This window comes from Candidatus Sungiibacteriota bacterium (assembly GCA_016432465.1).
Taxonomy (GTDB): domain Bacteria; phylum Patescibacteriota; class Minisyncoccia; order Sungbacterales; family HO2-52-23.
Genome location: CP066690.1, coordinates 351,512 through 373,361 on the forward strand (window position 1 = coordinate 351,512; position 21,850 = coordinate 373,361).

25 protein-coding genes and 2 tRNA genes are annotated in these 21,850 nt (G+C 45.7%); 16 read left to right on the top strand and 11 right to left on the bottom strand.

Annotated elements, in window-relative coordinates; all coding sequences use genetic code 11:
* Positions 1-445 precede the first annotated feature (445 nt).
* The gene (locus HYW89_01810) at positions 446-904 is read left to right on the top strand and encodes a hypothetical protein (protein ID QQG45635.1); all 459 of its coding nucleotides are present in this window, start codon (positions 446-448) and stop codon (positions 902-904) included.
* Between the two features lie 140 nt (positions 905-1,044).
* Here HYW89_01810 and HYW89_01815 read toward each other — a convergent pair whose 3' ends face one another.
* Together HYW89_01815 and HYW89_01820 are read right to left on the bottom strand one after the other, a co-directional pair.
* Positions 1,045-1,419 carry an NADPH-dependent 7-cyano-7-deazaguanine reductase QueF gene (locus HYW89_01815; protein QQG45636.1) on the bottom strand — a complete coding sequence of 125 codons (375 nt, stop codon included), beginning with the start codon at positions 1,417-1,419 and terminating at the stop codon, positions 1,045-1,047.
* A 63-nt stretch (positions 1,420-1,482) separates the two neighbouring features.
* The gene (locus tag HYW89_01820; protein QQG45637.1) at positions 1,483-2,121 is read right to left on the bottom strand and encodes an HIT family protein; all 639 of its coding nucleotides are present in this window, start codon (positions 2,119-2,121) and stop codon (positions 1,483-1,485) included.
* A gap of 121 nt (positions 2,122-2,242) precedes the next feature.
* Here HYW89_01820 and HYW89_01825 point away from each other — a divergent pair, with 121 nt between their 5' ends.
* Positions 2,243-2,680 carry a YraN family protein gene (locus HYW89_01825; protein QQG45638.1) on the top strand — a complete coding sequence of 146 codons (438 nt, stop codon included), beginning with the start codon at positions 2,243-2,245 and terminating at the stop codon, positions 2,678-2,680.
* Between the two features lie 124 nt (positions 2,681-2,804).
* A tRNA-Pro gene (locus tag HYW89_01830) sits at positions 2,805-2,878 on the top strand.
* A gap of 54 nt (positions 2,879-2,932) precedes the next feature.
* Here the strand turns inward: HYW89_01830 and HYW89_01835 are convergent.
* Positions 2,933-3,634: a PIG-L family deacetylase gene (locus tag HYW89_01835; protein QQG45639.1), complete on the bottom strand. Its 702-nt coding sequence runs from the start codon at positions 3,632-3,634 to the stop codon at positions 2,933-2,935.
* A gap of 143 nt (positions 3,635-3,777) precedes the next feature.
* Between HYW89_01835 and HYW89_01840 the strand changes: the two genes are divergently transcribed.
* Together HYW89_01840 and HYW89_01845 are read left to right on the top strand one after the other, a co-directional pair.
* Entirely contained in the window at positions 3,778-4,341 is a 564-nt protein-coding gene (locus HYW89_01840) for a septal ring lytic transglycosylase RlpA family protein (GenBank protein QQG45640.1), read from the top strand.
* A 64-nt stretch (positions 4,342-4,405) separates the two neighbouring features.
* A tRNA-Gly gene (locus tag HYW89_01845) sits at positions 4,406-4,476 on the top strand.
* Positions 4,477-4,629: 153 nt separating this feature from the next.
* On the opposite strand, the gene HYW89_01850 is transcribed toward HYW89_01845, so the two are convergent.
* Entirely contained in the window at positions 4,630-4,887 is a 258-nt protein-coding gene (locus HYW89_01850) for a hypothetical protein (protein QQG45641.1), read from the bottom strand.
* Between the two features lie 1,008 nt (positions 4,888-5,895).
* Between HYW89_01850 and HYW89_01855 the strand changes: the two genes are divergently transcribed.
* On the top strand, positions 5,896-6,111 hold the full coding sequence (locus HYW89_01855; protein ID QQG45642.1) for a ribbon-helix-helix protein, CopG family: 216 nt from the start codon (positions 5,896-5,898) through the stop codon (positions 6,109-6,111).
* Between the two features lie 9 nt (positions 6,112-6,120).
* Positions 6,121-6,378 (top strand): type II toxin-antitoxin system mRNA interferase toxin, RelE/StbE family, encoded by a 258-nt coding sequence (locus HYW89_01860; protein ID QQG45643.1) that lies wholly within the window; start codon positions 6,121-6,123, stop codon positions 6,376-6,378.
* Between the two features lie 41 nt (positions 6,379-6,419).
* On the opposite strand, the gene HYW89_01865 is transcribed toward HYW89_01860, so the two are convergent.
* From HYW89_01865 to HYW89_01880, 4 genes are all read right to left on the bottom strand, one after another.
* Entirely contained in the window at positions 6,420-6,824 is a 405-nt protein-coding gene (locus HYW89_01865) for a hypothetical protein (GenBank protein ID QQG45644.1), read from the bottom strand.
* Positions 6,825-7,120: 296 nt separating this feature from the next.
* Positions 7,121-7,735 carry a hypothetical protein gene (locus tag HYW89_01870; protein QQG45645.1) on the bottom strand — a complete coding sequence of 205 codons (615 nt, stop codon included), beginning with the start codon at positions 7,733-7,735 and terminating at the stop codon, positions 7,121-7,123.
* Positions 7,736-8,456: 721 nt separating this feature from the next.
* On the bottom strand, positions 8,457-8,768 hold the full coding sequence (locus HYW89_01875; protein ID QQG45646.1) for a hypothetical protein: 312 nt from the start codon (positions 8,766-8,768) through the stop codon (positions 8,457-8,459).
* 135 nt (positions 8,769-8,903) lie between these two features.
* Positions 8,904-9,176: an HU family DNA-binding protein gene (locus HYW89_01880; protein QQG45647.1), complete on the bottom strand. Its 273-nt coding sequence runs from the start codon at positions 9,174-9,176 to the stop codon at positions 8,904-8,906.
* Between the two features lie 248 nt (positions 9,177-9,424).
* Here HYW89_01880 and HYW89_01885 point away from each other — a divergent pair, with 248 nt between their 5' ends.
* The 5 genes from HYW89_01885 to HYW89_01905 all read left to right on the top strand — a co-directional run bounded on the left by HYW89_01885 (position 9,425) and on the right by HYW89_01905 (position 13,643).
* Complete coding sequence (locus HYW89_01885) at positions 9,425-9,709, top strand: hypothetical protein (GenBank protein ID QQG45648.1); 285 nt, start codon at positions 9,425-9,427, stop codon at positions 9,707-9,709.
* A gap of 74 nt (positions 9,710-9,783) precedes the next feature.
* Positions 9,784-10,437, top strand: a complete 654-nt coding sequence (locus HYW89_01890; protein QQG45649.1) for a hypothetical protein — start codon at positions 9,784-9,786, stop codon at positions 10,435-10,437.
* Positions 10,438-10,478: 41 nt separating this feature from the next.
* Positions 10,479-11,348: a hypothetical protein gene (locus HYW89_01895; GenBank protein ID QQG45650.1), complete on the top strand. Its 870-nt coding sequence runs from the start codon at positions 10,479-10,481 to the stop codon at positions 11,346-11,348.
* A gap of 136 nt (positions 11,349-11,484) precedes the next feature.
* Positions 11,485-12,000: a hypothetical protein gene (locus HYW89_01900; GenBank protein QQG45651.1), complete on the top strand. Its 516-nt coding sequence runs from the start codon at positions 11,485-11,487 to the stop codon at positions 11,998-12,000.
* Between the two features lie 149 nt (positions 12,001-12,149).
* Positions 12,150-13,643, top strand: coding sequence for a hypothetical protein (locus HYW89_01905; GenBank protein ID QQG45652.1), 1,494 nt, complete (start codon positions 12,150-12,152; stop codon positions 13,641-13,643).
* A 77-nt stretch (positions 13,644-13,720) separates the two neighbouring features.
* Here HYW89_01905 and HYW89_01910 read toward each other — a convergent pair whose 3' ends face one another.
* Entirely contained in the window at positions 13,721-15,208 is a 1,488-nt protein-coding gene (locus HYW89_01910; GenBank protein ID QQG45653.1) for a hypothetical protein, read from the bottom strand.
* A 29-nt stretch (positions 15,209-15,237) separates the two neighbouring features.
* On the opposite strand from HYW89_01910, the gene HYW89_01915 reads away from it, so the two are divergent.
* The 3 genes from HYW89_01915 to HYW89_01925 are packed head-to-tail and all read left to right on the top strand — an operon-like array spanning position 15,238 to position 17,700.
* Positions 15,238-15,687 carry a hypothetical protein gene (locus HYW89_01915; GenBank protein ID QQG45654.1) on the top strand — a complete coding sequence of 150 codons (450 nt, stop codon included), beginning with the start codon at positions 15,238-15,240 and terminating at the stop codon, positions 15,685-15,687.
* A gap of 59 nt (positions 15,688-15,746) precedes the next feature.
* Positions 15,747-16,232, top strand: coding sequence for a hypothetical protein (locus HYW89_01920; protein ID QQG45655.1), 486 nt, complete (start codon positions 15,747-15,749; stop codon positions 16,230-16,232).
* 46 nt (positions 16,233-16,278) lie between these two features.
* On the top strand, positions 16,279-17,700 hold the full coding sequence (locus tag HYW89_01925) for a PKD domain-containing protein (GenBank protein ID QQG45656.1): 1,422 nt from the start codon (positions 16,279-16,281) through the stop codon (positions 17,698-17,700).
* Between the two features lie 320 nt (positions 17,701-18,020).
* Here HYW89_01925 and rny read toward each other — a convergent pair whose 3' ends face one another.
* A complete protein-coding gene (gene rny, locus HYW89_01930) occupies positions 18,021-19,544 on the bottom strand; it encodes a ribonuclease Y (protein ID QQG45657.1) in 1,524 nt (507 codons plus the stop codon).
* 310 nt (positions 19,545-19,854) lie between these two features.
* Between rny and HYW89_01935 the strand changes: the two genes are divergently transcribed.
* The gene (locus tag HYW89_01935; GenBank protein ID QQG45658.1) at positions 19,855-21,426 is read left to right on the top strand and encodes a 2,3-bisphosphoglycerate-independent phosphoglycerate mutase; all 1,572 of its coding nucleotides are present in this window, start codon (positions 19,855-19,857) and stop codon (positions 21,424-21,426) included.
* Here HYW89_01935 and HYW89_01940 read toward each other — a convergent pair.
* Positions 21,412-21,756, bottom strand: a complete 345-nt coding sequence (locus HYW89_01940) for a hypothetical protein (protein QQG45659.1) — start codon at positions 21,754-21,756, stop codon at positions 21,412-21,414. The two genes, HYW89_01935 and HYW89_01940, sit on opposite strands and share 15 nt — an antisense overlap.
* Positions 21,757-21,850 lie beyond the last annotated feature (94 nt).

A 21,850-nucleotide genomic window follows, 5' to 3' on the forward strand; every position in this document is an offset into this window, starting at 1 on the left:
GAGCAAGACTCGATCACCCGTTTTCAATTATACGAATTTGCCGCCAAAGATAAAATCTGATAGATTTTACTCGTGAGCAAGGCTCACGAAAAAACTTTAAATTGTCAAAAATCAGTCTGTCGCCGCCGAATTTTTTGCCCCCTCATTTTGCGGCTTTGCCGCAAAATGCGTTCGGACTATTTCCAGAATACTCCAGTGTGAATTCGAAATAGATAAACCCCAGGAAGAGCGCTTGATTCACATTCAAGGGGTCGTAGGTTCGACACCTGCATCGCGCAGTAGTGGATTCTTAGTGCCAGCGCCGCGCTAAAAATATTTAGATTTCAGAAATTTTGTTGGTTCTAACCACAAATCCCCTCCCCCCATTGACATCAGCGCCTAAAAAGAGTAATATGAAAATAGGAATGGGGCAAAGGCCTACAGTTAGGGCTCAGAGGAGGCACAGATGCGTATTTTGAAAACAAGGTTCCGAGTACAAGACATTCAGAGGCTAAAAGAACGTGGAATTGTTCATAACTGCCACCTTCGTGGCACACCTTTTGACGAGGCGTGGAATGCCGCATACAACGACATGGTGGATATCAACGTCTGGTTTCCAAAGGACAAAGTGCCCGTGTGGATGAATGTGCGTGTTGACATGCAAGATGGGGTGCCGTGGCTCGTTAATGTGGTTTTCAAAATACCCGCGGCTATTCGGGACATTGAAGGACTTGCCAATGAATTGGCAGGCCAATTTAGTCTCAGCAAATACAGGGTTTCAATCAGCGCATATCACGCCAATCCTGATCTACAAAGTTTTGGTTCTTTCGGACGAGTTCTCCAAATTAACTCAAGTAACGAAAACCCCAAGAAACTTCTCTCGTTTTTGAGAGCGTTGGAAAAAAAACTACAGGCCGTTTCGTAGCACATCTAGTTGCCGCGCAAGCGGCCTTTTTTATTTAAAATCGAGGTTCGTCGTCTATAAAAGTGCATAAGAAGTCTAACGGGGCGAGCATTGCAAGGGTCACAGGTTCAAATCCTGTACTGCCCATTTTAAAACGGCAATCAAGACGATTGCCGTTTACTTAAAATTAAGTCTGTTTTCATGTTGCCCCGCGGATTTATATCTATACGCACATAAAGAGATTGGGGATCAAGTTCCTGCCAAAGAGTCTCAAAAATCTCGTCAGCTAGTTTCTCGTAACCAATGTATCTGTCCCGAAAACTATTAAACCAAAGTTTTAACGACCTTAATTCCAAAAATCTTATTTTGGGAACATATCTGATGGTAATTCTCGCAAAATCGGGATACCCCTGTTCCTGACACTTCCAAGTAAGCTCTGGGAAGCATACACGGATCACTGGTGTATTTTGTACCTTTAATTTAAAGGATCTCGGCCTGGCTTCACTAATTTCTTTATCTCCGCGCAATTCTGACATCTTTAGGCCCACCGAAGGTGCTATGGGTTTATTGAAGTATAAAACATCGTTATTGTCTAGTTTTTAACAGCCACCTTCTAGAAAGTATGGCCTTAATCTATCTCTAGTGCTTGACCAAAGCGTAAAATCAATACCCATATCCATTGTTTTCCAGTTTGCCCTTTCCGGTCTCCCTACTAATTTTGCCAAAACCAAACGCAGATATTGGCGCGGGATTTTTTCCGGATCGCTTACCGGAAACACAAACATTTTACCAAGACGGTCAGTACAAAAAATGTAATATCGGTGAGATTCTCGTACCTTACGCAGATCATTAAGAGAAGCGGTTTCCTTACCTTCACCCAAACTTTTCGCAACATAAGACAAAACGTCAACATGTGTAGGTACCACATGCAAATGAGCGTGCTTGATGGTTTGTCCAACATCACCATGCTCAAAAAAGACCGGCCGTCTGCCTAAAACCACATACTCATACATATATTCTTCTTTCATCGCATCTAAAAGTCGTCTCAACCAATTGGAAACTGCTATCATCTCCTCATCACTTAAATCACCGAGACAGATCTTATGCGTTTTAGGAATAATAAGTGTATAGCCATCCTCAATTTGGCCAACCGACGCAATAATATATAAGTAATCATTTTCAAAGATCAATCGTTCTACAAAAGAATTTCTGTCGCAAAACACGCACTGGTTTTCCACTTCAAGTCCCTATTTCGCCGTAACTTAGCTTATGATAGACTGATAGTTACATAAGTCAATGTTTAAAAATAATAAATTATATAATTGTCCAATAAACTGTCCATTACCTGTTAAAGACATAATGGACAAACTGTTAATTTCTATCGGACAGTTTCATGTTTTACAAAACATGCCTTCTGTAAAACGCCAATTTGGAGATATCGGAGAAAAAGAAGCGATTTGTTATTTAAAGAATAGTGGGTATCAAATACTAGATACAAACTATAGGGTCAAGAATCTGGGAGAATTAGATATCATTGGAGAAAAAAATAATAAGCTATTCTTTTTTGAGGTTAAAACAAGAGACGTGAAACATGAGAGTAACTTCCCCCACTGGACGAGTATAACCCCAAAAAAGAAAAGAAATCTTAAGCGAATCTGTAACCTATACTTGGTAGACAAACAGTTTCCATCTAACAAAGAATGGCAGGTGGACGCAATTTTTGTTAAAGTTGATTTTAATACTAAGAATAGCTTTATAGAACATCTTGAAAATATACTCTGTGAAGAATATTATTAACTATGAAACTACGTGAAACGTAAAACGTGGAACACTGTATCATAGTATAACTGTAGTACCGGTCTGCATAGCCAAGCGAGGTCTTAGCGGGCGCGACGAGTCCTTTTTATCTACCTAAATTTAACGGGGTGTAGTATACCGGTAGTACGCCTGCTTTGGGAGCAGGTAGACCGAGTTCGATTCTCGGCACCCCGACCATTCAAAACAAACCCGCCCTGATTATCGTGGCGGGTTTGTTTTAATGCAAAAATTTTAAACAAACACTAACCTTCGAAATTCTTCTGCATAACGCATGCCATATCTTTTTCCGATTTCTTCAGCGCGTTTAGTGAGAAACTCCCTAAACTCTTCTCTGGTATGCGGGGCATGCGGCGCAAACTGGCTTTTGTGCATGAAAAGTGCCTTTAACTTATCTTCAAAAAAATCAGAAACATCTTCTGCGTAATTCGGCTCCAAAGAACTTGATAAATAAAGTTCTCTTGTACTATGCGGTTCCACGCCATCTTCAAGTTGTTCGTGATAAAAATGCCAATTACCTGCTGGGAGAATACTGTTTATAACAACCCAGCCAATAGCCCTGTGGTCGCTATGGTTAATATAATTCTGCATAAAAACACTGGTTGGGTCCGGAGCAATAATCAAATCTGGCTTATATATGCGAATAAGTTTTACGACAATTTCCCTTGTTTTACGGTTGTCCTCAAGCTCACCATCCAAGTAATCAAGGTGCACCACCTCTTTAATGCCAATAAACTCAGCCGCATCTTTAGTCTCTTTTTTCCTTGTGGCGGCTACTTCCTTTAAATCTGCTTTGGGATCCTGCGAACCCTTTTCTCCTTTTGTCATAATGACCAAAATCACCCTACTTCCCTCCTTTGCGTATTTAATCATTGTGCCGCCGCAACTTATTTCCGGATCGTCGGGGTGGGCATAAATTGCCAAAATTGTTTTCATGGATCTTTAAATTATAAAATAAAATAATTAAAATATAAATAGTTCTACGAAACTTGACATTGAACTAAAACGGTGCTAAAATAGTATAGAGTGGTGCACCGCCCGTCTTGGGCGGTATTTGAAAAACAAAAGGAGGGAACCCCATGAAATTCATTCTTGCGGCGCTTGCTGTTGCGACGGTCATAGCACTGTCGTCGCAAACAACTGCTCCACCAGAAAAAGAAGCCGGGGATCCCTCAAAACGCAGTCAAGCCGTAAAGGGCGACTGTTGCGGGACTCTCGGACCCTTATCAGAATCAGTAGTCATTTTTGTAAGGGTTGGAAAAAGCGAGGTAATTCCCATTAAAAGCTATATGCAGTTGTGGTCAATTTATGCTTGGCACAGGATTGAGAGTGTACCTCGTATCTTAACCGCAAGCTGGTATGGCCCCAGATTTCACAGAAAAAAGACGTGTCATGGCGAACGGTTTAATATGTACAATCTGACGGCTGCCCACAAAGAACTTCCGGCAGGAACAATGTTAACGCTTAGGAATCCAAAAAATGGGAAAAAGACTTCAGTTAGAATTACCGACTGTGGTCCTTATATTGAGGGAAGAGAGCTAGACCTTTCTTTTCGTGCAGCTCGTGAGCTTGGATTTGTGAAAACCGGAGTTACGGAACTGATAGTTGAAGAAGTTTCTTTTCCCGCACCAAAGAAAAAGTAGGGCCTCAAAACGGGGCCCTAAAAAATTTGAAAAGTAATACTTATGTATTATAATTCTATAATCTGCGGGTGTAGCACAATGGTAGTGCGCTTGCCTTCCAAGCAAGATACGTGGGTTCGATTCCCGTCACCCGCTTCAAAAAAATAACCCCTTAGATATTGGGTTATTTTTTATACTGGTGAGGGGAAATAGAACCGCATAAACAAAAAAGCAAAACTTAATTTGCTTCTAAAAATGTTGCAGGGGGCTTCTGTGGTGGAAGCCCCCTACTTCTTGGATCGCGTGGCGTTAGTAACCGAGATGGTCCGTCATTGTCCGAAGGACCGTGTCAGGGTCTGTGTCAGGCAAATAGAAACCTACCGCCTGCGGAGCACCATTGAGAACATCTTCGGAGGGTTCTCCTAAGAGCTCCCGTAAGTCTTCTGCCTCTAGTCGGGGAGCCCACACCATGCAATACCCAAAGTGGTCCACGATGACAGGACCTTCTCCAGCCGCAAGCGAAGCCACGATTATACTGCTACTAACTTCATCGGTCACGATCTTCATCTGACTCCTCCTTTCAGTTGTGGGCCCGTGGGCCTGGAACATTACTAATCATAACATTTAGACCATTAAAAGTCAAGTTTTTTGAGTTAAGCCAATAAATCACGCGAAATTTGGAATAGCGAATAATCCGGGCCCTATACTCCAACAGGTTCTAACATCATTCATCCCGTTAGAAATAGGACGCGGACGGAGTTCTTTACATTTTACTTGTCATTTTTGGGCGAAAGTTACCCTGGAAACAAAAGCCGTGTTTGGATACGCGTCCGCGATTTCTAACGGGATTCACTAACCCGCTTGTAACCGAAAATAAACCCTCCTACCTACTAACCACAGGGGCACGAATAAAAATAACAAGAGTATTGCTGTAAATTCTCCTTGCTATCATCTCAAACTTTTCTGGTTAGTAAGTGGGGGGTAAACAGAAAGAATATGGAAAGTGAGAAATACCCATAGATACGAGGTTTTTGTTACGAACAGTGAAAAATTGTAACCGCCCGCCTTGACACATAATGAGTAATATGCAACTAATTTATTTAGTTCCCCATACCACTACATAAGGAGTAAACCAATGGTAGAGATTCATAGACATCCGGTATGGCCGTATAGAGTTGTTTATGGTGAAAAACTTCGTGCAGGTGACACCATTCAGTCTGACGATGTATACGATTCAACCTCGGGAAATTGGGAAAAGGCCCCATGTCCAGGTGTCATCTTACAAGAAGGTTGTAACACTTATTGGGTACGTCCATCACCTACTTAACAAGGTGGTGTGATTCTTCATCTATCCGTCAAGTGATCTTGGCGGTCTTTTTTATCCCGTTAGAGATTTAGGTAATACCGAAATAATTAATACTCGCACTCCGCCGTCCTTATCGATGTCATAGAGAGCATTGCGTTCCGCATCTCTAACGGGATTTATTCAAAACTAGGCCTATACCCGCCCCTTGACATTACTTTATGACCGAACTATTATTGTAATATAAATTATTACAGTAACTGAAAACTATTATGCGAAACATAATTAACCTTTCGTTGCCGCAGAAGATGACAGAAGTTGTAGAGGAAAATGTTAAAAAGGGCCATTTTTCCAGCAAAAGCGAATTTTTCCGCATGCTCCTTCGTCTCTGGATGGAAGGGAAACTTGCGGAAGAACTTGAGGAAAGCCGTAAGGAACTGCGCGGAGGCAAAGGCAAACTACTGAAATCGTTTAAAAACTTCCGATAAGACGACCGTATGCGGATTTATTATTCCTCAAAATTTGAACGCGAATATAGAAAACTACCGAAGGAAATCAAGATAGTAGCCGAAGAAAAAGGCGTTATTTTCAGGAAAAATCCGTTTGACCCCCGGCTTGATACGCATAAATTACACGGTCGCCTGAAAGAGTACTGGGCTTTTTCTATTGTAGACAAATACCGGATTATTTTTGAGTTTGCAGAAAAAGACATAATCTGGTTTCATTCCGTTGGCGACCATTCAATTTATCAGTAGAGAGAAAACCGAAAGTAAATAGAAAATGAAAACCGCGTTGATTAACGCGGCAAGCTTTCTTGTAATTTTCTCCTCACAAAATACACAAATTGTTTGATGCCCCAGCCAACTCGCAGATATTTCCCGCGTCTATCAAATATCTCAAACCTTATTGCATCACCATTCTTTTTTATTGCTTTCAGAAAGGCATCTCTGTATCTACCAACATTTAACCAAACCAGCACAAGGTCGTATTTTGAAAATTTCCACATTCCTTTTACCACTGCATCAGTTAATTCTTCTTGGGTTATTTTTGAATCGTTGGGATAAATATCGTAGCCCTTAACTACTTCCATTTCGCTCTCGCGAACTATCGCATCATGTCCCAGTTCTACCGCGATACAATCCATCGCGGCGTATTCAAAGTCGGCAAGATGCGGGAGTGAAGCAAGAGACTTCTTTACCATTTTCCAGTTTTGTCCCAAATTATAGTTTCCGTGAAATGCACCAGGGTTGCACGGCAAAAGAATACACACTTTTTGACGCGACATTCTTTGTCTTCCTATTTAGTAAAGGTTCTAAAAGAATCTGTATCATAAAAAAATAGGCGCGGCAAATGCTTGTTTCATGCCCTCAAAACAGGTTCTCCGCCTTCGTCGAGTCTGACTCGACTTCGGCGGACAAGTAACATCATACACTAACATGCTAGTCAGTAGAAAGTTCTCCGAAAGAAAATGGAAAATGGGCGATTACTCGCCCAATCTTATGCCCCGCGAGGAGAAAGCATACCGTGTTTTCCGCACTCCAAACAATCAAATGTGATTTTAACAGGTGAGCGGCGTAAATTTGTAGCGAATGCACTCTTTTTGCAATGAGAACAACGCACAGACACAACACCAACCTCTTCTAACGCCTCGGCAACAATTCGCAGAGGAACATTGTAAGTTCTGACAGCACCGTGCGGTGGTTTGAACGGCACTGGTTCTACAAACCGCTTCAAATTCTTGAACTCATACCGATAGTCGGCGGCACCGGTACCGATGTAGTCGCCGTTGCCAAATTCTCTATCAATCTGGTCTCGCTCATCTTCGGTAAGTTCTCGTACGGGCAGAAGTTCTCCAACGCCAACCAATACCATTCTTGGTGTGGTGTGCACTTCATCTTCAAGCCCGTGTGCCCCAACCACATCCCAAGCAGTGCTGGTTGAAGTATAAAGCAGCGTCAGGCCGGTATGCTTCCATCGCCAAGTTCTTGTTTTGGCAGAGAGTTTTCCGTTAAGGAGCAACTCGTTGTAAGGAAAATGGTTAGGAAGTGCAGGAATGGTCTTTTGGGCCATTGGATGCTCCTTAAGATAGTGTTCCGAGGTCATTCGTATCATACTCCTGTTGGAATGGCAAGTAGGTGGTTGTTTCTGATAAAACAGGTCCCGCCTCGCTCACTTTGTGAGCGGGCGAGGCTCGCCTCGTCCCAGCTTTGCTGGGCGGGCGGCCCGCTTTTCAACAGGGGATTGCAAAAGTAGCATGGAAGTGCTACTTTTGTTTTTGGGACATTCAAAAAAAGAAAGGGGATAAAATGGACATTAGCCAAACCATATTGTTGGAGATGGGTATGAAGACTCTTCAACGGTCAATCCCAGAAGATGAACGCTGCCCAAGTTGTAAGGGGCGGGGTCAACTTCGTGTTGGTTGCGCATTATCACACGCGATATATAACACTTGTTATGTTTGCTTTGGAGGGGGCAGAGCAAAAGCATATCTAATCGGTGAAAGGTACAATGCAAAAGAAAAAGTAAAGCGGATAGAGTTATGTCCATCATGTAAACAGCACGCCAATTCTCTAAATATAAATAGGAATAAAAAACTAAACTCAAATGACTACCATTGCAAAAAAGGACACGGTTGGAGATTGAACAGAAACACAATGGTGATTGAAGAAATACCTGCATAAAGTATTAACTGCCTGGTCAACCAGGCTTTTAACTTATCCAAAACTCGGCATAAAATAGTTTTTAAGCAAACAAAGACAACCCCGTAGGGTTGTTTTGTTTTTGGGAGTTTTTTGCCAGATACCTCCTCTCTTGTGTGATTAATGGTTAACTGCTAGAAGTTCTCGAAGACCGTGCCGACGGGATTGAGGACAAAAGCATCGCCCTCTCCTCCAACCACTACAGCCCAGGCCCTTCCTCTGTCAAACTCATCACCCTTCTTCTCGTCAAGGAGTGAGAATTCAACATAGGAGTTTCCGCCGTCCTCTTCGCAGAGGAAACAGGAGCGGTCAAGCTGCCCGAGGAGTGTATTCCGGGTATCCTCCTCGTCTACACGATCTCCTCGTACTTTTACGTCCACGTGACCGTGCGGAATATTTCCGTCCGGCCATCCGTGGCAGTACAACTCTGCCCTGATGAGTATCATCGTGCTCACCTCCTTTCTTAGTATTATTATATCATTTTTAATAAGTTATGTCAAATAAAACTGAGCACCAAACTCATTTCTTTGAAATGAGTGGGTCGCTCCAAGATTAATTCGTTTCAAACTGCGATAGTAAAATCACTTCACCGCAGCTTTTAATGCCTTTCCCGCTCTGAATTTCGGGGTTACCGTCTCGGCAATCTGGATTTTCTGGCCAGTGCGAGGGTTCACGCCTGCTCGCGCAGTCCTTTTCTTCACGAAAAATAGCCCAAATCCGGAGACCAAAACCTCTTCGCCCTTTCCAAGGGCCTGCATAATAGTATCAAAAACCGTATCTACTGCATCTTCGGCTGTTTTTTTACTGCCGCTTATTTTAGCGTGGACTGCGTCTACCAAACCCATTTTATTCATAAATTTTATAAAAAGTTAGACCATGACCTTTGTTTTAATTATAACAAAAACTGACCTATCTATAAACCCCCCCCACTTTCCCAGCGGGTATTGGACCCCGCGGGAAGGACTTCTACGGCGCCCATTCATCCCCGCAGCAATGGAAGTCTGACTTCCTAAACTGCAGGGTATTCTGGGAAGGTGGGGGGATAAATTTTTTCTCTGTGGATATCTTTTACCAACGACCAGTGTTATAATAATTGTGTATAATGCCCGAAAATAAGGCGCCAAACTATATTATTATAGCGATTGTGGTCATTACTATCGCTGTTTTGGGTTTTCTGGTATGGCGCTCAAAACAAACCGCTAAAAAAGCCGGACCCGAAGAGCAAAAACCATCAATGCAGCAAGTACTGGAAAATCTTACTGCCCCAAACACTGTACCAGCCATACCGGATAGGGGAGTCTTACAATCTATTTCTGCTCCCAAAAAATCTACTCCCGCCAAAATTGATCCAAAAATTATTAATTCATTAACAGCACCCGCTAAGTAGCTAATAGCGGATGGCCAATGGCCAATAGTGGATATATTTGCCATCAGCTGTCTGTCATTAGCTTAATAAAGACCATGTCTCATTTCAAACACCCATCCACTATTGTCGCCTTTATTTTGGGGGCACTAATTTTTACAGCGCCGTTGGTGTTTTCCTTTACCGAACCAGGCTCGTCTCCACCCGGCGGAAATGTGCCGGCGCCGTTAAACATAGGCCCAACAGGCCAGTCCAAGACTGGTGGGCTTATATTAAATACCGGAGGCGCAGCCAACGGCCTTATTATTGATCAAGGAAACGTCGGAATCGGAACTTCCGGTCCCGGCTACAAACTTCATGTAAAAGGGGGGAACTTTAACGTAGAAAATGGGAAAGTCTTTCAGGGGGGCTCCGAACTTTTACCAGCCGGAGCAGTGCTTTATTTTAACCTAACCTCCTGTCCCGGCGGATGGTCTGAACTCACGGCTGCTCGCGGTAGATATATTGTCGGACTTCAACAGGGTGGTTCTCTGGGGACAACCGTAGGAACAGCTCTTTCCAACCAAGAAAACCGCGCCACAGGAAAGCATAATCACCAATTAGGGGGCCTTTGGGTAAATCAGGGCAATGGAAACAATCCGGCAGGCACTGCCAATCCAGAACGATGGGCCCCTTATGAAACTGGTTATGCGGGGGACGTGGATGGAACAAATGCTCCGTATATTCAACTTTTGGCCTGTCAGAAAAATTAGCTCGCAGTTGCGGTTCCCTAGGCTATTTCAATACAGCACAAATGAAACTACGATTTCACCAACGTATATTTCTTATCGGAATCTTCCTGACCTTAGGAGTAGCTGGTATTTTAATTGTCAAAAATTCTGCCGCCAGCGCCAGCGTCTCCGACAACCTATCCGGTTGGGCTTGGAGTGAAAACATCGGCTGGATTAGTTTTAATTGCTCCAACTCGGGCTCCTGCGGCTCTTCCAATTACGGAGTAAACGTAAAAAATAACGGAGACCTTGAAGGATATGCTTGGTCTGAAAATATCGGCTGGATAAGTTTTGAGAAGAATGATGTCAAAAACTGCCCCTCTACTCCGTGTAATCCAAAATTCAATAAGGGTCCGGTAACAGTGGAAGGCTGGGCCAAGGCTCTGGCTGCCGACAACAACGGCTGGGACGGGTGGATTCACCTGAGGGGTTCTAATTATGGAGTTACGGCTAGCGGCTGCAGCTGGGACGGATATGCGTGGGGCTCTGATGTTTTGGGCTGGATTCATTTCAAAGGAGCAAACTACGGGGTTACGGGTTCGGGAGACGCCTGCGCAGTTGTCTGCAATGACACAGTTGATAACGACGGTGATGGTTTTATAGACTATCCTGCTGACGTAGGTTGCTCTTCAACTACTGATATGGATGAGAGAAATCAGTGCACTGATGGTTTAGACAATGATGCTGATGGAAAAATTGATTTCCCGGCTGATTCCGGATGTACCAGTGCTCAAGATAACGATGAGCTGGACGTAACTCAATGTTCTGACGGCATTGATAATGACGCTGATGGCAAAATAGACTATCCCAACGATATTGGCTGCGCAACAGTCTCGGACAACGACGAGACAGACCCTCCGGAGCCATTTTTCAAAGAGGTTCCTCCTGAATAGACAAAAAGGAAAGAGTAGACAAAATAAGCCATTCCACGGCAATATAATGCCGTGGAATTGCTTTTTGTGTAAAATGGGTGTATAATATAGATATAAAGACGGAGGCAAAGAAACCCTAAAACGGAGGAAAGAAAAAATGAAGATAGCCGTACTTTTGGGGTTGCTTATTTTCGGAGCCTTTCAAGAGACACCCGTACCTTTTGTCAACGCCGGCCTTGAGCTCAAGGCCGCGCTCCCAACACACCCCACCATCAGTAATGTCGCCGCATGGCAGAGCGGCGAAGACATCAACGTCCGATTTGAGTATGCCGACCTCGCCGGCGGGATGGGCCAAGCCGAGTTTTGGGTACAGTGTTTCCAGGTCTGGCAACAAAAAGGCCTGGAGACACAAACGGTCTGGCCGCTCCTTAGGTTTGTCCTGCCCCAAGATCCACGCCACGACGCTGAACCCAACGGGACGTTTGCGGCCTCCATTCCTCTCTACTACATCACCCCCAGAGGCGGGTGGACAGGAGAGAGGTTGCGCTGCCGATTCTTCATCTACGGCGCGCGACAGGAGGTCGCTACAAGCGCCAACAGCAGTCAAACCGTCAGGAACTCCAGCAATATTCTGGAGATAGAACTGACGCCAACGCGGCAGCGTGAGGCATGACACGTCCTAGATAGACCGAACAGTAGTTCAGAGCAGGGTAACCACCCCCTGCTCGTTCCTTTTTGTTAGAGACCATGTTTGTAGACTTAGTAGTCTACAACAAAACCACACTGGGCAAAGATTAAAAGCCGTGGTTTAATGAAAGCATCATGACTTTTGTAAATAAAAAGACGTTACTGGTTCTACTAATTTTAGTGGTGTTGGTAGTATTCATCTATCCGCATCCGGCTGACGCTTTTTTCCATAAAAGTTTCTTCAAGTTTTTAAAAAAATTGCTTCCAATAATCATTATTGTTGCGGCGGCTGTTGTAGGCGGCATGGCGGTATCGGGTATTATCCTTGTTAAGGCTATTGGCACGACAAGTCTTTTGATCGTAGGGACAGCAGTAGCCGTAACCTCGGTGCTGGGTTTGGACTGCGTTCTGCCCAATGTTGGTACTGACCCCAACTTTGTATGTAAGGGCACCACCGCCGCGCAAAGTTTTCTCGGTGGAGACAGAATTCTTGGATGCGATCCCTCGGCTGGGAGTACGCTTGGGGTAGATGTCAAAGCAAAAAGTGAAGATGGTCCAGTTGCGCTCACGGAACCGGCATTCTATAACGTGGCCTGGTGCATTAACGGAGTAAAAGCAGGGTCTATTCAGGATGAAGAAGGTACGGGAAAACAATATGTTGCCTTTGACAATGAAGGTAACAACGCAGTGCTCAGTGAGTGCGGTTGGGGCGGAAATAGATTTAGCGGAAGAGTGACGTCTTTTTCAGATTTTAATCAGGAACTGGGTGATTCCATAGATAAAGGCGGCGGTAAAAGAGAATACCAGGGAATGAAAGTTGGAACATATACCTACACTGTCAACTGCACCCAACCCAAAACCGAAAGCGTGGACCTTGGCGAGGGTCGCATACGAGAATACGTGGTTGGCATTGAATCTTCTTCAGATACGGTTGTGGTAATAGTAAATCCAAAACAGACTGGCGGAGGCAGTACCGGAGGAGGACAGACAGGCGGCGGACAAACCGGAGGCGGACAAACTGGGGGTGGGCAACAACAGCAACAACAGCAGCAACAGCAGCAGCAAACACAACCTCAAGCCGGAACCCAATGCAATCCTCCTCGTTGGAATGATATAAGAGTGGATGCGTGTCTGGACGAGGAAGGTGGTAAGGCAAACTGTGACAAAAAACAAGAGGCAGCCAATGGATGGTGCAGTATTGCTTGTGGGGGAGGAGAGGCATTGGGTTTTAACACTTTCTGGGACGATACTGGCCCCGGTACAAAATACGTACCCACTGGCAGAGTATGCCCAACCTGTAATTTCTACTTCACCAGTGTTTCTTGCGGCAGACGCGAAGCGACCAAACCGCCACCGCCAGCCCCTGCGGCCATTATGAATTTCCTTGCTGCGCCAAAATCTATTAACCCCGGAGAATCCACAACTTTGTCTTGGTCTTCAATAAATGCGACTTCCTGCAATATAGATCAAGGAATCGGCCCTGTTGATACCAGAGGTTCTCGCTCTGTAAACCCAACCAAAAGTACCACCTATACTCTGACCTGCTCCGGAGAAGGGGGCTCGCATTCTGCCAGCGTTACGGTTGATGTTTCCAAAATACCATTTCAAAAAGAAGTAGTGCCGGAATGAAGCTCCGACCAGCAAGCTGGTCGGTATTTGGCGAAGGAGAAGTTAAGTTCTAAAAAGTCCCGACCAGTCGGGGCTTTTTAGAACTTAACTTCTCCTATCAAAACATTAAATTGATTGGCAAAACCAATACTTTCTATGCTGCCATCGGGTGTAAAAATACCCGCAATATCGCGCCTTCCGCTCACAATAATCGGGACCCGCAGCCATACTGCCTCAATTCTGCGAAGATTATTTGTTAATGCCAGATAATTTTCTATTCCCAGCGGCACCCAAAGATTGCTTGAAGTATTTATAATAATATTTGCGCCGCCCCGAACCGCGCGCCGAAGCCGGGTGGGGTCATGAATCTCAAGACAAATAGGAGAGGCAATTTTGAGATTATCAAACAAAACCGTACCGCCCTTGCCAAAGGAAAATGAGTACTCGGGGTGAAACACGACGTTGTCGCCGTAGCGCGCCGCATTGGCTTGAGACCCCTTCAGAAACCAACCAAAATAAAACGGTCGCCATGTCCCAAATGGCCAGTACTCGCCGCCTATGGCCAGACTCCGTTTGTGATAAACCGCCTCCAGCTCGCCAGAAGGAGAAAAAAAGAGGTTTGAGTTATACTTCTTTCCCTGTTCAATTGTGGTTAGATTGGCAACCACGCGCGTCCCTGCCGAGCGCGCCAGCGCGCGATAGGACTGGATCAAGCCTCCGTTATTTGTGATATTAAACTTTTGCAATGCTTCCTTATCAACGTCGTTGGTAACATTCACGTCAACAAGCGCCTCCGGCAGCGCCACCAAGTCAACTTGACGCGCTGAAAGTTTTTCTTTAAGCGGCGCGAGAAACGCCTCAATGCGCGCGAGAAACTCTGCCTGCTTTTCCGGCGTGATCTCTATGTTCCGTAACCCGTCAAATTCAGTGCCCAAGGGGTTTGTAGAAATAGCGGCAATACGAAAACTTCGGGGTAGAACTTCGTAGGCCTTGAGGCGGCTTGCAAGGGTCGCCGAAGAAATCTGCCATCCCAGCAGCAAAAAACCCACTGCCAGTAAAATAGGAATTAGGGGGCGTGAATGCCGCCGGTAGTAACCGAGGAAAATCAACCAATTCACAAGTATCACAAAAAAACCCATACCCAAAAACCCTCCCCACCGCGCCAGACCCAAAAACGGACCTTGGCCCAAAATCGCCCCGGAATTTATGGCAAATGAAGGGAAAAACCCACTTGCGGAAGCAAGATAGTCAAAAACGGCCCAAAATAGGGGCAAAGAAAAAATCGCCGCGCGTTCTCCCAAAAAACGCCGCGCAACAAAAAATGCCACGGGAAAACCAAGAAATACAATGATGGGTATGCCAAAAACAACCGGGTCAAAAATAAAATAAACCGCACCCAAAGCAAAAAGGAACCGGTATATCAATGTCCCAAAAATCAGACGCCACAGCCGCCCCTCTTTTAAATAAAAAACAAAAAGTGGCACGGCAAACAAAAACCCCAACCACCAGAAATTATACGGCGGCAGAGAAAAAATCTGCAGCGCCGCCGATACTACCACTAAAATAATCCACAGGCGTGCTTTCATCTTTTCTTTTAGTATACTACGATTAAAAAATGGAACCGACTCCTCCTATAATAAAAATCATATTTAAGATTTTGGCGCTTGCTATACTCATAGTCGCTGCGCTTTCTTTTATCGGCCTATGGCTTCAGGTATTTTCCGCCAGAGCCGACTTTTGGTATATAATCCGTGCCGCAACTTTAGTTCTTCTTAACCTTGTGGGGTTTTACGGATTTTGGAATATGCGGACTTGGCTTGTGTCCATCCTTCTCCTAAACCTTATCAACATGGCGGTAAGCCAAGCCCTTGGCCTCGGCTCCTTCTCAACAGTAACTCTTTTGGTGGTGGTAGGCATTTTTGTCTTGGTGGCGCTGCTCCGCAGACACCTTAGCGGAAGGTACGAAGAGCCCCTGCCGCTTATTCTTTTTATCGGAGGCGCTCTCTTGAGCCATATCGCGGCTCGCTTTATAACCTCTGGTGCTGTTGACTTTTTCGTGAAATAGGGGTATAATTAGAGTATAGTAAACCCCAAAAAGCCAGAAAACCAGAAAAGGAGGCAGAAATGAAAAACAGGGGGTTCGCTCTTTTCACACTAGTTGCGGTGGCCCTCGTTTTTGGGGGCTGCGCAGTCGTCAATACCAGCGTAAGACCGAGTGCCCCGTTCCTCAACATCGACGGCTTCAATGCCGTCGAAATCAAGGGCAAGATCACGGACAAACAACGGGTCGAGGAGCTGAAGAAGTTCCTCGACGCCAAGATTGGGGGACTGGGCGAAGGGTCTGCTTCCCTCCTCATAGATTTCACCGTCTATGATGAGGGGGACGACCTCACACGCAGGATGCTTGGCTTTGGGGCGGGGAAGGTCCGCTTCGGAGCACAGGTGTCGATTCTGAAGAACGGACAGGCCGTATTTACGTGGCCTGTCTGGATAGATTCCAGCATCACCGCTCACATCACGGTGGGCGGAATGCTGGAGAGGTTCGCCGAGAAGGTTGCGGCGGACCTTGCATCCATTCTTCGTAAGACCCCCCAGCCCTCAACGGGTTAGGGGGTTTTATATTGTTTTAGTACTAAGAAAACATTATTATAAATTTGTGGACCAGAGACTTCGCACAAACACAAAGGATAACAAAGTAGCATGGAGACTACTGATCGTTTTTTTACTTATATCTTTATTACTGCCGTCCGCAACCTATGCGGCCATACTCCCATTTCCAATTATAATCGCCCTCATTGCGGCCACCGGAATTGCCGTGACGATTGACTACGCCACCTGCGTCGTAAATGTCGTCTGGGGCGGATGCGGCAACGGCGGTAAGAGTTTTGAAGGAGAACGGGGGATTGGTTGTGATCCTCGTTCCGATACGCTCGGCGTTGACGTGAAAGCTAATAATTCCGATGCGCCGGAACCTTTTAATGAACCGGCATTTTATAACATTAACTTTTGTATAAAGGGCCCGTGGGCGGAATACACGGAAGGCGGGCAGAGTTTTAACACCAATAGAATGCAGTGCGGATGGAGCGGCAATAGATTTGGCAGCGAAGAGACCAGAAACTCCGGCAGCTTTCGGGAGTGGGGGGAATGGGGCGGTCCCGGAGGCTCAATTCCTCAAGGCATGAAAGCGGGAACCTATACTTATACCCTTTCCTGCACAGGAGCATCCAAAGATCTTGAAGGAGGAGGACCAGAGCAGTCAGCTTCGGACACGGTGGTGGTCAATGTAACCGCAAAAACTACATGCGTTGCCGATACCTGGAGTTGTGGAGACTGGAGCTCTTGTTCAAACGGCAACCAAACCCGTTCGTGTAATAAAACCTTTGATTGTTCGTCAACAGACACTCCTTCGCCGCCAACTAGTCAGTCCTGTACAATCAGCAGTGAAACTGATGGGGGTAAAAAGGACGATGGAAGTAAAAAAGATGATGGAAGTAAAAAGGACGACGGACAACAGCAACAACAACAGCAGCAAACACAACCCCAAGCCGGAACCCAGTGTAATCCTCCTCGTTGGAATGATATAAGAGTGGATGCGTGTCTGGACGAGGAAGGTGGTAAAGCAAACTGCGATAAAAAACAAGAGGCAGCCAATGGGTGGTGCAGTATTGCTTGTGGGGGAGGAGAGGCATTGGGTTTTAACACTTTCTGGGATACTAGTGGTCCCGGTACTAAATACGTTCCTACGGGCAGAGTATGCCCAACTTGTAGTTTCTACTTCACCAGTGTTTCTTGCGGCAGACGCCGACCACCTCCGGCAGCCATTATGAGCTTTATTGCCTCACCCCGCTCCATCAATCCCGGAGAGTCAACCACTCTTTCTTGGTCCTCATTAAACGCCACCTCTTGTAACCTTAATCAGGGCATTGGTTCGGTTTCCACCAGCGGTTCTCGCTCTGTAAACCCAACCAAAAGTACCACCTATACTCTGACCTGCTCCGGAGAAGGGGGCTCGCATTCTGCCAGCGTTACGGTTGATGTTTCCAAAATACCATTTCAAAAAGAAGTAGTGCCGGAATGAATTCTAAAAAGTCCCGACTGGTCGGGACTTTTTAGATTACCTTAAGAAAACTAAATTTTCTTCTAAGAGTGTGAACGGAGAGCGCGGTCGAAGCTATTTGGGTTTCCAGACAGTGGGAGGCGAAGTTTGCTTGGCCCGCCGAAGGCGGAAACTTCGCCGACCCTTAGTGAGGTCGCCGTCCCTAGGCGGCGAAGCCGCCGGTGGCTAGGCTCTTAAAGCCGCCATCCCGGCTAATGCCTAGGGAGATGCCGGCCTGAAGGGCCTAGGCACTGGACGACCGAATCGTGTCTGGAACCTAAATAGCTGAGGGAACCGCGCGATTATCTTGCATACTCCACCACCCTTGTTTCCCTGATCACGTGCACCTTAATCTCTCCCGGATACTTTAGCTCGCCCTCAACCTGCTGGGCAATTTTTCGCGCCAGCTCCCGCGCCTCAAGGTCGTTTATTTTATCCGGGGTGACGAAAATGCGTATTTCCCGTCCGGCAGAAATCGCATAAGCCTTCTCTACTCCTTCAAACGAAGTCGCAATACGCTCCAAGTCCTCAAGGCGTTTTAAGTAATTTTCAATGGTATCACGCCGCGCTCCGGGGCGAGAAGCAGAAACAGCATCCACGGTCTGCACAATAATTGATTCCAAGGTTTCGTACGGATATTCCTCGTGATGTGACTGCATGGCTTGAACCACTCGGTTATCAACTCCGAATTTTTGCAAAATTCTTCGGCCAATCTCAACGTGGGTTCCCGTAACCTCATGGTCAACCGCCTTGCCGATATCATGAAGTAATGCTCCTTTTTTGGCTATGGCCACGTCCCCGCCAACTTCCTCTGCCAGCATTCCTGCCAAATGCGTCATTTCAATGGAGTGCTGCAGTACGTTTTGACCGTAGCTGGTGCGAAATTTAAGCCTACCCAGAAGCGTGATAAGCCTGGGGTCAAGATCAAAAATTCCAACCTCGTAAGAGGCTTGATCTCCGGCATCTTTAATTTGTTTTTCAATGTTCTCGCGTGCTTTGTCAGCCGCCTCTTCAATGCGCGCCGGCTGAATTCTCCCGTCCTGAATCAGTATTTCAAGAGCGGTTTTGGCAATCTGGCGCCTGACCGGATCAAAAGCGGATATTACAATGGAGCCGGGCGTATCATCCACAATAATTTCCACCCCTGCGGCGCGCTCCAGAGCCTTAATATTGCGCCCTTCACGTCCAATAATTTTACCCTTCAGGTCGTCCGAGGGAATAACAACGGTGGTGGTAGTAACTTCCGAGGTGGTGGCTGTGGCCAGTCTTTGAATCAGCGCCGCCAAAATATTTTTTGCTCTTTTTTCCAAATCCTCTATGCCCATCTGTTCCAGTTTCTTTATTCTCATCATAAGGTCTTCAGCATGTTCTTTTTCAATTCGCTTCATTAGTTCTCCGATCGCCTGATCTTTGGAAAGACCCGATACGCGCTCCAATTCCTTAAGAATCTCTTCGCGACGCGCCTCAACCTCGGCTTTGATTTCTTTTACTTTAGCCACGCGCTCCTCAAAATCTTTTTCTTTTTTTTCAAATTCCTGCACCCGCCTGTCCACCATGGCTTCTCGTTCCATCAACCGCTCCTCCAGTCTCCGAACCTGCGCGAGTCTTTCTTTTTCCTCGCTCTTTGCCTCCTCCAAAACCTTGGCTGCTTTTTCTTTGGCCTCCAACAATATTTCTTTGGACTCGGCCCTGGAATCATCAATTAGTTTTTTGAGTTTTCCCTCAATCGTTGACTTTCGCTGTTGGGCAATGAGCTGACGTATAAAATAGCCCAGAGCGATTCCAAGACCAAGCGCCAAAACTCCTAATACGATAAATGTAGACATAAATTTACGGAGCAAGACTCATAAATACAAATAGCCCCCTTCGGGCCGCGGGGTAATGCGGATGAGGTTAAACCAAATTTACCGATCCAGTTTTATCGGTGCCCTTAAAAACTTATAGTTCCTAAGAGAAATTAATAACACGTTAAACTATGAAGTGGTCAAAAACGGAAAGCTCACCGCACATTACCACCAGCCGACTATTTATAATTCTGTGCCTCTTTCCTAGTTTCCAATGATTTCAACTTTTGTAACTCCAGTATAGCAAACCAGGTTTCTGGTGTCAAATATTAACTGTGTTAAAATAGGAAACATGGCCAAACCCAAACCCCTGCTTTTAATAATTCTTGACGGCTTCGGCATCTCTTTGGAAAAAGAAGGTAACCCTGTTTATGAAGCCAAAAAACCAACGCTGGATGAAATTGAGCGCAATTTTCCTTTTACCACGCTTCAGGCGTCCGGCGTGGCTGTTGGACTTCCGTGGGGAGAAGCGGGCAACTCGGAAGTGGGACATTTAACCATGGGCGCGGGACGCGTGATTTATCATCATCTGCCAAGAATTATAAACGCCATATCTGACGGTTCTTTTTTTAAAAATCCGGCGTTTATCGGGGCGGCGGAGCACGTCAGGAAAAATAAATCGCGGCTCCATATCGCGGGACTGGTATCTTCCGGCTCGGTGCATAGCTACATTGACCATCTCTACGCGCTTTTGGACTTCACAAAAAAAGAGAAACTTGAGGAAGTACATCTTCATATTTTTACCGACGGCAAAGATGCCCCGCCGCAAGAAGGAGTAAAATTTATTGAACTGCTTGAAGAAAGAATAAAAAAAGAATGGCCCCAGACGCATCTAGCAACTGTCGTGGGAAGATTTTACGCCATGGATCGCGACGAGAAATGGGAACGCATCCAGACATCGTACGGACTACTGACTGGTGGTAAGGGTGAAAAAATAACTTCAATTCCTGAATACATCAGAACCCAGTATAAAAAAGATTTAACTGACGAATTTATCGGGGCGGCAGTTGCGGACGGGAACGGAATCATAAAAGATGGCGACGCCTTGATTTTTTTCAACTTCCGTGAAGACTCTATGAGAGAACTTGCTCACGCCTTTGCGGATGAAGATTTTGATAAATTTCCGAGAAAGAAAAGTAAGAACTTATTCCTCGTGACCATGACCGAATATCAAAAAGACCTCAAGGCCCATGCCGCTTTTGAGCCGCTGGATATTGGGTGGCCGCTGGCGCGGATTTTAGGTGAGGCCGGACTCCGGCACCTGCATATTGCCGAGACCGAAAAATACGCGCATGTGACTTATTTCTTAAACGGCGGCACGGAAAAACTTTTTCCGGGAGAGGAACGAATTTTGATTCCCTCCATTACCGCCGCCCACTTTGACGAGGTACCCGAGATGCGAGCCAAAGAAATTACAGCCAAAATCTTGGAATATTTTGATACTTACGACGTGATCATTGCTAATTTTGCCAACGCCGATTTAGTAGGACACTCCGGTAACTTTCAGGCAGCCATACGGGCCGTGGAGATTCTGGACGGGGCGCTACAGCAAATTATGAACGCGGTTTTAGCTTCGGACGGGGCCGCGCTGATTACCGGAGACCACGGAAATATTGAACTAAAAAGAAATGTCATCACGGGCGAGAAGTTAACGGAGCACTCTCTCAATGCCGTTCCCTTGTATCTTATTGGCAGAAAATTCCGCCTGACAAAACAACGCAGTGAGTCCGAAAGAGAAAAACAAAAAACCGAAGCGGGCGGCATGTTAACTGATATTGCGCCCACAATTCTTGAGCTTTTGGGACTAAAAAAACCCGCCGAGATGACGGGCAAGGACCTGCTAAAAACACTACTTGGTCAATGACGGATGTATATACAAATCCCACAAGGCAAAATAAGGAGTTCCCTGCGTGTACCAGTGGCTCCAAAGATCTACCGCCACAAGACCAACCCCGATGAAAAATGCCACCCTCGCTACGGTTAATATGACCTTCGTTGCGCCGAATCTCCAAAGAACTAAGCTTATCAAAAGAGATAAAAACCCCCAAAACATTTTATGAAGATGGTATCCCGAAACAACAATCCAGTATTTATCCGGCGTATCCAGAAAGAATAGAAAAATCTGACGCGGTAGATCAAAGTATACCAATATCAAAAACGCCAAGGCAAGGAACACTGAGGAAAGACCCAACACGGAAGCCCCCAGTCCCTAAGTTCTAATTTCACAATAGCATAATCCGACTAGAAAATCAAATCATATTATCTTAACATCACCTATGCGATCGCAT